Origin of the sequence: Aquamicrobium lusatiense, assembly GCF_014201615.1 — a bacterium.
Classification (GTDB): domain Bacteria; phylum Pseudomonadota; class Alphaproteobacteria; order Rhizobiales; family Rhizobiaceae; genus Mesorhizobium; species Mesorhizobium lusatiense.
This window is the reverse complement of record NZ_JACHEU010000001.1, coordinates 1,045,307-1,057,707: the sequence shown is the minus strand read 5'-3', so window position 1 is coordinate 1,057,707 and position 12,401 is coordinate 1,045,307. Positions and strand designations below refer to the sequence as shown.

At 63.5% G+C, this 12,401-nt stretch carries 11 protein-coding genes; 4 read left to right on the top strand and 7 right to left on the bottom strand.

Features of this window, described 5'->3' with window-relative positions:
* Positions 1-4: 4 nt before the first annotated feature.
* Genes HNR59_RS05055 through HNR59_RS05040 form a run of 4 tightly spaced genes read right to left on the bottom strand, consistent with a single transcriptional unit; the run spans position 5 to position 3,868 of the window.
* Positions 5-880: an alpha/beta hydrolase family protein gene (locus tag HNR59_RS05055; RefSeq protein ID WP_183826831.1), complete on the bottom strand. Its 876-nt coding sequence runs from the start codon at positions 878-880 to the stop codon at positions 5-7.
* Position 881: 1 nt separating this feature from the next.
* Positions 882-1,718, bottom strand: a complete 837-nt coding sequence (locus HNR59_RS05050) for an ABC transporter permease (protein ID WP_183826828.1) — start codon at positions 1,716-1,718, stop codon at positions 882-884.
* Entirely contained in the window at positions 1,715-2,659 is a 945-nt protein-coding gene (locus HNR59_RS05045) for an ABC transporter permease (RefSeq protein WP_183826825.1), read from the bottom strand. The genes HNR59_RS05050 and HNR59_RS05045 overlap by 4 nt, the downstream gene beginning before the upstream one ends.
* A 45-nt stretch (positions 2,660-2,704) precedes the next feature.
* On the bottom strand, positions 2,705-3,868 hold the full coding sequence (locus tag HNR59_RS05040; RefSeq protein ID WP_183826823.1) for a C45 family autoproteolytic acyltransferase/hydrolase: 1,164 nt from the start codon (positions 3,866-3,868) through the stop codon (positions 2,705-2,707).
* A gap of 174 nt (positions 3,869-4,042) precedes the next feature.
* On the opposite strand from HNR59_RS05040, the gene HNR59_RS05035 reads away from it, so the two are divergent.
* Positions 4,043-4,924, top strand: a complete 882-nt coding sequence (locus HNR59_RS05035; protein ID WP_183826820.1) for a GntR family transcriptional regulator — start codon at positions 4,043-4,045, stop codon at positions 4,922-4,924.
* Between the two features lie 43 nt (positions 4,925-4,967).
* On the opposite strand, the gene HNR59_RS05030 is transcribed toward HNR59_RS05035, so the two are convergent.
* The 3 genes from HNR59_RS05030 to HNR59_RS05020 all read right to left on the bottom strand — a co-directional run bounded on the left by HNR59_RS05030 (position 4,968) and on the right by HNR59_RS05020 (position 8,730).
* Complete coding sequence (locus tag HNR59_RS05030; protein WP_425488621.1) at positions 4,968-5,894, bottom strand: LysR family transcriptional regulator; 927 nt, start codon at positions 5,892-5,894, stop codon at positions 4,968-4,970.
* A gap of 177 nt (positions 5,895-6,071) precedes the next feature.
* Positions 6,072-7,721 carry an OFA family MFS transporter gene (locus HNR59_RS05025; protein WP_183826817.1) on the bottom strand — a complete coding sequence of 550 codons (1,650 nt, stop codon included), beginning with the start codon at positions 7,719-7,721 and terminating at the stop codon, positions 6,072-6,074.
* A 493-nt stretch (positions 7,722-8,214) separates the two neighbouring features.
* On the bottom strand, positions 8,215-8,730 hold the full coding sequence (locus HNR59_RS05020) for a GcrA family cell cycle regulator (RefSeq protein WP_183826815.1): 516 nt from the start codon (positions 8,728-8,730) through the stop codon (positions 8,215-8,217).
* Positions 8,731-9,085: 355 nt separating this feature from the next.
* Here HNR59_RS05020 and HNR59_RS05015 point away from each other — a divergent pair, with 355 nt between their 5' ends.
* The 3 genes from HNR59_RS05015 (at position 9,086) to HNR59_RS05005 (ending at position 12,339) form a co-directional block, all read left to right on the top strand.
* Entirely contained in the window at positions 9,086-10,279 is a 1,194-nt protein-coding gene (locus tag HNR59_RS05015) for an aspartate aminotransferase family protein (protein ID WP_183826813.1), read from the top strand.
* Between the two features lie 13 nt (positions 10,280-10,292).
* Entirely contained in the window at positions 10,293-11,216 is a 924-nt protein-coding gene (gene argF, locus HNR59_RS05010) for an ornithine carbamoyltransferase (RefSeq protein ID WP_183826811.1), read from the top strand.
* Between the two features lie 103 nt (positions 11,217-11,319).
* Entirely contained in the window at positions 11,320-12,339 is a 1,020-nt protein-coding gene (locus HNR59_RS05005; protein WP_183826808.1) for an Hsp33 family molecular chaperone, read from the top strand.
* The last annotated feature ends 62 nt before the right edge of the window (positions 12,340-12,401 follow it).

Genomic DNA, 12,401 nt, shown 5'->3' with positions numbered 1-12,401 from the left:
GTTGTTATTTTCGCAGGCAGCGCGCGAAGAAATCCTTCACCGCCTCCAGCATGGTCACGTCGTCATGGGCAATGCCCGCGAAACTGCGATGCTCGACGGCGATGCCATGCGCCTCCAGGCTGCGCTGCAGAGCCTCGATCCGCTGGACGCGGGTGTCGCCGGCATCGTTGGCGCCCTCCATCCAGAATTGCCTGTCGCCCTCGCGCACGATCACCCAGCGCGTCAGGACGTCGTCCTCGCCGATGACCACCTGAACCGGAACCCTGCTCATGGCGGCCGTGTCGAGGCCATGCCCGAACAGGCTCGTGAAATTGCGGGTGCCAACCCAGTAGTCGGCTGCATCGTCGAGAAGCGTGACGGTGCCCGGCGCGCCGATGGACACACCGGCAAGGCGCTCGGGATGGGCATAGAGGAAACGGTGCGAGAACTGCCCACCGCCGGAGAAGCCGTAGAGCAGGAAGCGCGCGGCATCGACATTGTAGCGCTCGCCGAACTCGGCGATCATGTCGAGCAGGATCTCGTCGTAATTGACGCCGTGGCCGCGCAGCAGCTTGTAGCTGTGCTGATCGCCCTGATAGAGCGCGTTGATGGGAAAGAGCGGGCACAACAGCATGACCTGATGCTGTTCGGCGAAATCCGTGAACTGCGTGCGGTAGTTCTCCATCGAACGCTCGGAGCCGTGCACGATCACGGCCAGCGGATAGGTCCGGCCTCCCTCGTGCACGTAGGATTTCGGCACATAGGTGCAGAAGCTGAAACGCGGGTCCCGGCGCGATGCGGTCACTGAAGACGCGCCGGTCTCGAACATGGTGACGCGCGGGGCGGCCGGTTCCTGCGGCACGCTTTTCTTCTCTTCAAGAAAACTCGAAAGACCACCCATATCAGATATCTCCACCCATTTTCGGATCGACCAGATCCCTCAGCGCGTCGCCAAGCATGTTGACGCCGAGCAGCGTGATTGCGATGCAGAAGCCCGGCAGCAGGATGAGCAGCGGCGCCTCCATGATGTAGGGCCTGGCGCTGGCCAGCATGTTGCCCCAGCTCGGTGCCGGCGGCGGAACGCCAAGGCCAAGGAAGCTGAGCGCCGCCTCCGACAGGATGATGGAGCCGAACATCATCGACGCCAGAACGGTGATGGGCGGAAAGGCATTCGGCAGGACGTGGCGCACCATGGTGGTGAGGTCGGAATTGCCGATGACGGTCGAGGCTTCGACGAATTCGAGCTGCCGCACCGACATCACCGTGGAACGGACCACGCGCACCACCGCCGGCATATAGGCGATGCCCAGCGCTACGATGATGCCGGACGAACTGGCGCCCAGCGCCGCCATCAGCCCCAGCGCCAGCAAAAGGCCCGGGAACGCCAGCAGCGCATCGTTGATCATCATGATCAGGCTGTCCGTGCGGCCGCCGAAATAGCCCGAAATGACGCCGATGGCCGTGCCCACAGACAGGGCGAAGGCAAGCGTGGAAAAGGCGATCCACGCGCTGACCTGCGCGCCGTAAAGCAGGCGGCTCAGCGTATCGCGCCCGAACTCGTCGGCACCCAGAAGGTGGGCGGCGCTGATCCCGGACAGACGCGCCGGCATGTCCATTTCCAGCGGCTCATACGGCGCCAGAAACTGGCCGAAAACCGCGAGGAACAGCAGAAGCGAAACAACCGATGCGCCGAAGGCGAAGTTGAGCCGGGGACGACGCCCGAAAATGCGGATCGTCATGCTGCAGTCACCCTGGGATCGAGAAGCGGATATACGAGATCGACCACGAGGTTCATGATCACGTAGATGAAGGCGATGAGCAGGATGCAGCCCTGCACGACCGGATAGTCGCGGCCATAGATGGAATCGACCAGCAGGCGCCCGAGGCCCGGTATGGTGAAAACCGTCTCGGTGATGGCGATGCCGCCGAGCAGGCCGCCGAGGCTCAGACCGATCAGCGTCCATGTCGGCGCGAAGGAATTGCGCAGCGCATGGCGCCAGATGATCTGCGGCTCGCTCAGACCCTTGGCGCGGGCGTGGGTGATGTATTCGAGCCGCGATATGGAGATGGCGCTGGCGCGCGTCATGCGGGTGAGCGAGCCAAGCTCAGTGAGAACCAGCGTCGCCACCGGCATGATCATGTAGATGAGGGCCGCCGGGACGTCATCGCGCAGCGACACGAAGCCCACCACCGGCAGCCAGCCCAGCATGAGGCCGAACACCATCAGGATGATGAGGCCGAGCCAGAAGCCGGGGATCGACATCAGAAGGGTCATCAGGGACACAACCGCGATGTCCTCGGTCTTGTTCTGCCGCCACGCCGCCAGCATGCCCAGAGGAACGGCAATGATGGTTGCGAGCGCGATGGCGATGAGCACGATCGGCGCGGAGATGAGGAACCGGCTGACGATCATCGACAGAACCGGCTCGCCGGTCGTCGTGGAGGTACCGAAATCGCCGGTCAGGACATTGCCCAGCCAGATCGCATATTGGACGGGAACCGGCTTATCGAGCCCCATCTTGACCTGCAATTCGGCAATCTGCTCGGGCGTGGCGTCCTGGTCGAGCATCAGCTCGGCCGGATCGCCGGGCGTCAGCCTGATGATCGCGAAGACGACGATGGACACGATCAGCAGCGTCGGGATCGCGGAAGCAATGCGCTTCAGGATGAACCGCTTCATTCAGTATGCCTCTGTTTCCGGATTGCAGCTCCTATGCATCTTCGCTCAGGCATCCGCCAGCACCTTCTCGCGGGCTCCGGAGTTCATGGCGCGCACGGCACTTTCCATCTCCAGCCGGTAGATGGTGGCCTCAGCGTTGATCGCCGGCAGCGGCGTGATCTCCATGGTGCCGGCAGCCGGGCGGAACAGCAGCGTCGCCACCGTGGCCGAAAGGTTGCCCGACATGCCGGGTATCGGCGGACGGCAGACCGAAAACGGCGCGCCCAGCCTGTCCGAAAGCGCATCGCGAATATCCTGTTCGCCGATGGTATAGCCGCAGCCGCGCAGATGACGCCGCACCACGAAATCGCGATAGATGCTGTCGGGCATGTTGTGCAGCCCCATCTCCTTCAGCTTGGAGAGCGCCACCGGGCTTTGCCAGTGGTTGGCATGCACGATGAGCCCGTCCTGCGGCGTGATCGGAAACGCCTCGTCCGGCGCGCACTCGAGATCGACGGCAAAGCCCTGAACGGTGCTCAGGATCATGTTGTTCGACGCCGATTTGGGAGTCGTCGCCACGATCTTCACCGACTGGGAGAAATGCTGCTGCTCAAGCGCCCTGCGGCGGATGAGGGAAAGCGGCAGCCCGAGGGTGCGGTAATCACGATCCGATTCCAGATAGTTGGCGGTGATGGAGGTGCCGACCGAGTTGAAGCCGTTGCGGGCCATGCCGCCGGCCTCGGTGAAGGTCAGCACATCGGGCCCGTCATCGCGGCGGATTCGCAGCACGACTGCCGTATCGGCGCATTCGGCCAGCCAGTCCCACGTCTGCGCATGCAGCAACTCGCCCGTGGCGGAGGCTTCAGGCAACACCACGACACCCGTGCATCCGTCGGGCTCGCTGGCATTCGCCGCCACCTTGCGCTTTGCCAGCTGCACCAGCTCGGTGCGGGCATTGATGAGAAGAATGTCGACGGCATCGACGCCGGCGCCTTCGGCTATGGCGTCCATTTCCTCCAGCATTTCCGGAGCCCAGTCGCCGACGCGCTTGCGAAAATCCTGAGAGAGACCGGCGAGGTCTCCAAGATCATATCCGGCGGCGCGCAACTGCCCCCGATAGAGGGCGATGGAACGGTCGATCCGCTCTTTTGCAGCAGCACCATAGGCCAGACCACGTTCACGGGGAGACCCGCTCAAATCAACAAGCGGAAACGGCTCGACACTCTTCACCTGAACATCCCCAGTCTGTCATCAAATTTCCAGCAACCAATAACTGCATTTTGCATTTATGAAAAGCAGAATTTCGCAAGAGAGTCGAATTTGCCGACTGCCGAAAAAAAACAGCGTGGGAAAACGTGTAATTTTTGATATGTCTGGCTTCATGCAGTTACCCGGCAATACACTATGACAATTCAAAATGCAGATATGCACACCACCGATCTGCAACTGGATCTCGCCCGCAGGATCGTCGCGCATCTGCGCGACCGGTCGGCACCCGCAGGCGCGCGCGTGTCGTCGGCGGAGCTTGCCGCGGAATTCAGGGTCTCGCGATCCCCGGTGACGCGGGCGCTATCTCTTCTTCTCGACCGAGGAATTCTGGAGAAGACATCGACCGGCCGTCTCGCAGTGGTGCGCGACATGGCCGGCGTCGAGCTGGATGCCGTGGTGCCGGCCTCGGAAACCGAGGAGCTGTTCACGCGCATCATGCGCGACAGGGCGCGCGGCGAATTGCCCACAGAAGTTTCCGAAAGCGAGCTAATCCCGCGCTATGGCGCCTCGCGCGGCGTCATACGCCGCCTGATGATGCGCTTTGCCGCCGAGGGCCTTGCCGAGCGCCAGCAGGGACATGGCTGGCGCTTCGTCGCGTCCCTCGACGCCACCCAGCTCAAGGCGAGCTACCAGTTCCGCCTGATCGTGGAATGCTCCGCGTTTCGCATTCCCGACTATGATGCACAGCCCGAACGCGTCGAGCAGTTGCGGCTCGGCCACGAGCGCATTCTGAGCCTTGGGCGCAATGCGGGCGCGGACGAATGGTTTCAGGTCAATGCCGGCTTCCACGAGGCGCTGGCCTCGTTCTCCGGCAACCCGTTTCTGGTTTCCGCGGTGCAGCAGCAGAACAGCCTGCGGCGCATGTGGGAGTCCGCGATCTATCAGGAGCTGTCGATCGACCGGATCCGGATTTCCTGCAACGAGCATCTTTCCATTCTCGATGCCGTCGACAAGGGCAATCTGGAATGGGCGGAATCGCTGATGCGCGAACACCTGAAGAAGGCCGGCGGGCTGTAAACGACCCGCGCCTCGGCAGGTCGCATCACAGCCTGGCCCCCCATCAGAACACCGGCAATTTCTCCGGTTCCGTGTTTGAAGCAGACAGCGCCTCTGCCTTGCGCAGGGCGGCAAGCAGAGCCGCAACCAGTGGCGTGTGCGGCTCGCGCTTCGGCACCACCATGCCCACCATATGCTGCACCTGCGGCTCCACGATGGGGATGCAGCGGACCGCTCCACCGAAATCAAGCGCCGTGGCGAGGTTGAGCGGCATGATCGACGACCATATGCCGGTCCGCACATGCGACAAAAGCACCACCATGGAATTCGATTCCAGCGTCGGGCGCACCGTAAGGCCGGTCTGCGCCAGATGGCTGTCGATGATGCGCCTGTTCTGCATGTCGGGCGTGAGCAGGCACAGCGGCAGTTGCGCGACCTCGGCCCAGCTTACCGTCCTGCGCGCCGCCAGCGGAGCGCTGCCCGACACGACCAGATGGTAGCGTTCGCTGTAGAGCGGCACGGTGATGACGTTGCCCAGCGGCTCATGGTCAATATAGGTGATGCCGGCATCGATATCGAAATTGCCAAGCATCGACAGGATCTCGACCGAGGTGCGCGACAGCACGGAGAAGCTGACGCCGGGATGCTTTTCGTGAAAAGGCGTGGTGATGCCAGCGACGATGGCGAGCGCGGTCGGAATGGCCGCGATGCGCAGGCGCCCGGAAAGCCCGGCGCGCGCGGCGCGCATTTCCTCCTGCAGCGAGCGCGTGTCGGAGACGATGCGCCGGGCCCAGGCCAGCACCTGCCTGCCCTCCGGCGTCAGCCCGCGAAAGCGCGAGCCGCGCTCGACGAGCATCACCCCCAGCATTTGCTCAAGCTGCTTGATGGCGAAGGACAAGGTGGGCTGCGTGACGCCGCATTGCTCGGCGGCACGGCCAAAATGCTCCTCCCTCGCCAGAACCATGAACAGTTCCAGCCGTTCGACCAGCATCGCTTCCCACCTGATGGCCAGAGCAATTCCGGCAAAAGCGCGAAGCGGAATTGCAGCGGAACAATGGGTTGGAGCTTTTCCGCAGTTCGGAGAAAGCGGAAATCCCCCGGCGCAAGGCGCGTTCTCTCAACATGCGATCCCGGCGCGAAATCACCGCGCCGGGATCGGCCGTTCGGATCAGCCGAACAGGGCTGCCGTCTTCTCCAGCGTCACCCACACACCCCACAGGATCGGGATACCGACGACCGCCCAGGCGAATGCCGCCTTTGCGTCGAAGCCGCCCTTGCCGATGCCGAAGGAACCGGTCGGCCCCGCATTGGCTGCCGCAGTCTTTGCCTGCAGGCTGGCGACTTCCTCGTCCGACATGTACCACTTCGCTTCAAGCGGCCGGACCATCATGTTGGCGATGAGGCCGATGACGAGCATGCCGCACAGAATGTACATGGTGAAGTCGTAGACCTGCTCGCGGGGCACGCCGGCGGCGATCTGGAACTCACGGATGTAGTTCACCACGACCGGGCCGAGGATGCCGGCGGTTGCCCATGCGGTCAGCAACCGGCCATGGATGGCGCCGACGAACTGAGTGCCGAAGATGTCGGCCAGATAGGCGGGAACGGTGGCGAAGCCGCCGCCATACATGGACAGGATGATGCAGAAGATGCTGACGAACAGCACCTGGTTGCCCATGCCTGCCGCCGTGGGCGCCATCGCATAGAGCACGATGCCCAGAATGAAGAACGTATAATAGGTGTTCTTGCGGCCGAGCTTGTCGGAGAGCGACGCCCAGAAGAAGCGCCCGCCGATGTTGAACAGCGACAGAAGCCCGGCGAAACCGGCCGCGATGGCAGCGATGGCCGCGCGCTGGCTGTTGTCCAGTTCGGTGAAGGAAAGCTCGGGCAGGCCGATGAGGCGGCCACCGAAGATTTCCTGCAGCATCGGCGACGACATGCCGATGACGCCGATGCCGGCGGACACGTTCATGCACAGCACGATCCAGATCAGCCAGAACTGGCGGGTCTTGTGCGCATCGCGCAGATGCACATGGCGCGTGGTGATCATGCTCTGCTTCGCCGATGCCGGCGGGGTCCAGCCTTCCGGCCTCCAGCCGTTCGGCGGGATGCGGTAGCCGAAGGCACCGCCCATCATGAACACGAAGTAGATCGCGGCCATGACGAGGAAGGTCTGCCACACGCCCACGGACGTGTCGGACTGGAAGTGGTTCATCAGGATGTCGGCCAGCGGAGCGCCGATCATGGCGCCGCCGCCAAAGCCCATGATGGCCATGCCGGTCGCCATGCCGCGCCGGTCGGGGAACCACTTGATGAGCGTCGAAACGGGCGAGATATAGCCGAGGCCCAGACCAATGCCGCCGATGACGCCCGCGCCCAGCCACATCAGCCAGAGCTGATGGGTGATGATGCCGATGGCGGCCAGTACCATGCCGCCGCACCAGCACATGGCCGAGACGAAGCCTGCCTTGCGCGGCCCCACCTTCTCAAGCCAGCCGCCCCAGATCGCGGCCGAGCAGCCCAGAAGCACGAAGAACAGCGTGTACATCCAGCCGAGATCCGACACGCGCCAGTCGCAGCTTGTGGTGAAGAGAGCCGAGATCAGGCTCATGTCGGCGCAGACGACGGGCTGGCTGACGCCGATGGCGCGAGACAGCGGCAGCCAGAACACGCTGAAGCCGTAGGCCATGCCGATGCAAAGATGTATGCCGAGCGCGGCCGGCGGCACCAGCCACCTGTTGAAGCCCGGCTGAGCGACGATGCGCTCCTTGTCGAGTATCCCGACATCGCCTGTAAATGTTTCACTTGCCGTGGACATGAAGACCTCCTCCGTCCCGCCGGATCCTGTCCGTGCGTCGTCCTGCTGTTACCCGGGCGCGCCTTGCGTCCGCTGATGGACGCCGACGCGCTCCCAACCACTGACAGGCATCGGAACAATCCGAATGCGGACGCTGCTTTGCGGTCCGATGCCCCCTCTTCCTGCGCGCCGCTTTGCCTGTGCGGCGCTGCCGGCTCCTGCCCCAGGGCAGCCGGCCTTATGCACATCCCTCCCGTTCCATTGCCGGCAAATACCAAGCAATGGCCGTGCCAGTTGGGCGGCGCCAATGATTTCAAATGCTTATCGACTGAGAGGAATCGTCTATGGACAAATTGTCCTTTTGGGCCGGACAATTTGTCCACCCTGTCGGCCGCCGCAGATGCGCGAGGAGAGCCTGAACCTTTCGGGCCGGGTCAAAACCCGGAAGCAAAGAAGGCTCCGGTTGAACCGGAGCCTTCGGAATACATCATGAAAATCCGGGAAGAGAAAGAGATCAGCAGGCGCGCCGGCGTTCGGAAGCCGGCTGGAAAGCCAGCCTTGCATGATAGGCGCAGTAAGGCCCGGATTCTCCGGCCTCATTTCCGCAGAAATGAAAGTCTTCCGAAAGCGGGTCGCCGTTCGGCCACTTGCAGGTGCGCTCGGTGAGCTGCGTCAGGTCGAGGCGGCGCGAGATCGGCACCACGACATTGTCGGAAGAGCGCAACTGCTGGCGCGCAACCGGCTCGGCATCGAACTGAACCTGCAATGCGGTCGCACCGATGGTCGGGGCAGCGCTGCGCGCCGGAGCGGCGGCACGAACCGGCTTGGACGCGGCAGGCGCCGAAGATGCCTTCTTCTGGCGGGCAGGAGCAGCCGTCGTGCGGCCGCGGCCAGACAGCTTCAGGCGATGCACCTTGCCGATCACCGCATTGCGGCTGACGCCGCCAAGCTGCGCCGCGATCTGACTGGCGCTCAGCCCTTCGGCCCACAATTTTTTCAACAGTTCTACGCGCTCGTCAGTCCAGTTCATAAGACTGCACTCCTTTGCATCGCGCGGCTCCCGGACTCCCTCTCCGTTCCGGCAAAAGCCGGTCGGGCACCACATCTATGTGGATGATTGGAATAGCCGCACGAAATCTGGTTATTTCCGGCCCATGATTACAATATGCATGGACTCGGTGACAAGAGTCCCGGCCAGAACCCGAATCAGTTTTTAGGGTTTTCCCCAACTTGACCCGTTTTCAAGCCGAAATGACGCCGCGGAACCGGCGGACTGAAAGGGCTTCGTGAAACGACCTTTCCATTGACAGTCTGCCCTTGAATCATGATAAGCGCTTGGAGCCGCCGCATGGCGGCTTTTTAGTTTCCGGTCCGGGGGAGAAATAATGAGCGGCTCGGCGCTTTACGATACATTCGCCCGTATACCCCTGGTGTTCGAGCGCGGCGAAGGCTCGTGGCTGGTGACCGACAAGGGCGAGCGCTATCTCGATCTCGCCGCCGGCATTGCCGTCAACTCGCTGGGCCACAGCCACCCGCATCTGGTTGCAGCGCTCACCGAACAGGCCGGCAAGCTCTGGCACCTTTCCAATCTCTATGAGATCCCCGAGCAGACACGGCTGGCCGAACGGCTGACTGAGGCCAGCTTCGCCGACAAGGTCTTCTTCGCCAATTCCGGTGCTGAAGCTCTGGAATGCGCGATCAAGACGGCGCGGCGCTACCATTACGCCAACGGCCAGCCCGAGCGCTACCGCACCATCACCTTCGAGGGCGCCTTCCACGGGCGCACGCTCGCCACCATCGCGGCCGGCGGACAGCAGAAATATCTGGAAGGCTTCGGCCCCAAGGCGGACGGCTTCGATCAGGTGCCGTTCGATGACATGGAAGCGCTGGAAAAGGCGATCACGCCTGAAACCGCCGCCATTCTGGTCGAGCCCGTTCAGGGCGAAGGCGGCATCCGCCCGCTGTCGACGCAGTCTCTGAAGCGCATGCGCGAACTGTGCGACAGGCACGGCCTCCTGCTGATCTTCGATGAGGTCCAGTGCGGCATAGGCCGGACCGGCAAGCTCTTCGCCTATGAATGGAGCGGAGTTGCTCCCGATGTGCTGGCGATCGCCAAGGGTATCGGCGGCGGTTTCCCGCTGGCCGCATGCCTGGCGACCGAAGAAGCCGCCAAGGGCATGACAGCCGGCGTGCACGGCACCACCTTCGGCGGTAATCCGCTGGCCATGGCCGTTGGCAATGCGGTGCTCGACGTGGTGCTGGCGGACGGCTTCCTTGAAGAGGTCCAGCACAAGGCGCTTCTCTTCAAGCAGGGCCTTGCGGCCATATGCGACGAGTTTCCGGGCGTAATCGAGAACATCCGCGGCACCGGCCTGATGCTTGGCCTGAAGTGCGTTGTTCCCGCTGGCGAGGTCAACACGGCCCTGCGCCAGCACAAGCTGCTTGCGGTTCCGGCCGGCGACAATGTCATCCGCCTGCTGCCGCCGCTGACGCTGACGGAAGCGGAAATCCAGGAAGGGCTTTCCCGCATCCGCGCCAGCGTCGCCAGTCTGGCAAATGCCCCCGCAGAAGCAAAGTGATTGGAAGCCACATATGAGCCTGCGCCACTTCACCGACCTCTCCACTATCTCTGCGCCGGATCTGCGCACCATGCTGGACGATGCGGCGAAGCGAAAAGCGCGTCTCAAGGCCGGTGAACGCTCCCGCCCGCTGGAGGGCAGGGTTCTGGCCATGATCTTCGACAAGCCCTCGACGCGCACCCGCGTGTCGTTCGATGTCGGCATGCGCCAGCTTGGCGGCGAGACGATCATGCTGACCGGCACCGAGATGCAGCTTGGCCGCTCCGAGACGATCGCCGACACCGCCAAGGTGCTGTCGCGCTATGTCGATGCGATCATGATCCGCACCACCGCGCATCAGCGGCTGATCGAGCTCACCGAAAACGCCAGCGTGCCGGTCATCAATGCGCTGACCGACGACACTCACCCCTGCCAGATCATGGCCGACCTGCTCACCTTCGAGGAGCACCGCGGGCCGGTTGCCGGGCGCACCTTCGCCTGGACGGGCGACGGCAACAATGTGCTGCATTCGCTGATGGAGGCGGCTGCCCGCTTCTCCTTCAACGTCAACGTCGCCGTGCCGCAGGGCAGCGAACCGATGCAGGAATATGTGGACTGGTCCCGCACCAATGGCGCCAGCGTAACCTTCTTCCCGACCGCCGAAGAGGCCGTGGACGGCGTCGACTGCGTGGTGACCGATTCCTGGGTATCGATGAACCAGGAGCACCGCGCCCGTGGCCAGAACGTGTTCCTGCCCTATCAGGTCAATGCGCAGCTCATGTCCAGAGCAAAGCCCGACGCGCTGTTCATGCACTGCCTGCCCGCCCACCGTGGCGAGGAAGTGACCGACGAGGTGATCGACGGACCGAATTCGGTGGTGTTCGACGAGGCCGAGAACCGGCTCCACGCCCAGAAGGCGATTCTGGCCTGGTGCCTCGGTGCCGAGCGCGCTGCTTGAATAAGCGGGGGACGGTGCCTATCTCCGGCGCACCATCCCACAACAAGACGATGCCGGGCCGGCCTTTCCGCGTGAAGGCATGGCCTGTGGCCGGAGACAAGCCATGCTGGAATCCATTCGAGTGACCGGACAAGATCCAAAGCCCCGCGACGTTAAGCTTGGCGAATTCGGCCATGCAGGCGACGACCATGTCGTGCCCTTCGAGGTCTCCGCCCTCGACGTGCGCGGCCGCACCGTGCAGCTTGGCGCCATGCTGGACGCCATACTGACGCGCCATGCCTATCCCGAACCGGTCGCCCGGCTGCTGGCGCAGGCCTGCGTGCTGACGGTTCTGCTTGGCACCTCGCTGAAGTTTCAGGGCAAGTTCATCCTGCAGACCCGCACGGACGGACCCGTGGACATGCTGGTTGCCGATTTCAGCACGCCGGATGCGCTGCGCGCCTACGCAAAATTCGATGCGGAGCGGGTGGCCGTGCTGGAAGCCGAAGGCAAGGTCGACGAAATCAGCCTGCTCGGCTCCGGCGTGCTGGCGCTGACCATCGATCAGGGCGAGCACATGCAGCGCTATCAGGGCATCGTGGCGCTGGACGGCATCACGCTGGAAGAAGCCGCGCGCGTCTATTTCCGCCAGTCGGAGCAGATCCCGACCGATCTCAGGCTGGCGGTTGCGAGGCAGGTGTTCGCAGGTGGCGAGGAGCGCTGGCGGGCGGGCGGCCTGTTCGCCCAGTTCCTGCCGCAGGCGCCCGAACGGATGCGCATGCCTGACCTGAACGGCGGCGACGGCGATGACAGCAAGGGTGGCGACCATCCGCAGGACGACGCCTGGCAGGAGCTTCTGGCCCTGCTTGCCACGGTGGAGCCCACCGAACTCATCGATCCGACCGTTGGGGCGGAACGCCTGCTTTACCGGCTGTTCCACGAGCATGGCGTGCGCGTGTTCGAGAGCGCGGCGGTCGCCGACCGCTGCTCCTGCTCGCAGGAGCGGATCGAGGGCATGCTGCGCGGCTTCACCGTCGAGGAAATACAGGACAGCGTCGAAGACGGGCGCATCCGTGTCGAATGCCAGTTCTGCTCGAAGGCCTATGACTTCGAACCGGCCGACTTCCTGCCGGCAGGCACCTGACCATCGGTGCCGGACCATCGGATCAGGGGGCGGAAGAAAGGCTTCCGCTTTTTTTCCATCCG

Bases quoted from the DNA above. Each gene is read 5' to 3' on its own strand.
- HNR59_RS05055 (WP_183826831.1), bottom strand. From the start codon at position 880: ATGGGTGGTCTTTCGAGTTTTCTTGAAGAGAAGAAAAGCGTGCCGCAG.
- HNR59_RS05030 (WP_425488621.1), bottom strand. From the start codon at position 5,894: ATGCTGGTCGAACGGCTGGAACTGTTCATGGTTCTGGCGAGGGAGGAG.
- HNR59_RS05050 (WP_183826828.1), bottom strand. From the start codon at position 1,718: ATGACGATCCGCATTTTCGGGCGTCGTCCCCGGCTCAACTTCGCCTTC.
- HNR59_RS05005 (WP_183826808.1), top strand. From the start codon at position 11,320: ATGCTGGAATCCATTCGAGTGACCGGACAAGATCCAAAGCCCCGCGAC.
- HNR59_RS05015 (WP_183826813.1), top strand. From the start codon at position 9,086: ATGAGCGGCTCGGCGCTTTACGATACATTCGCCCGTATACCCCTGGTG.
- argF (WP_183826811.1), top strand. From the start codon at position 10,293: ATGAGCCTGCGCCACTTCACCGACCTCTCCACTATCTCTGCGCCGGAT.
- HNR59_RS05045 (WP_183826825.1), bottom strand. From the start codon at position 2,659: ATGAAGCGGTTCATCCTGAAGCGCATTGCTTCCGCGATCCCGACGCTG.
- HNR59_RS05025 (WP_183826817.1), bottom strand. From the start codon at position 7,721: ATGTCCACGGCAAGTGAAACATTTACAGGCGATGTCGGGATACTCGAC.
- HNR59_RS05020 (WP_183826815.1), bottom strand. From the start codon at position 8,730: ATGAACTGGACTGACGAGCGCGTAGAACTGTTGAAAAAATTGTGGGCC.
- HNR59_RS05035 (WP_183826820.1), top strand. From the start codon at position 4,043: ATGACAATTCAAAATGCAGATATGCACACCACCGATCTGCAACTGGAT.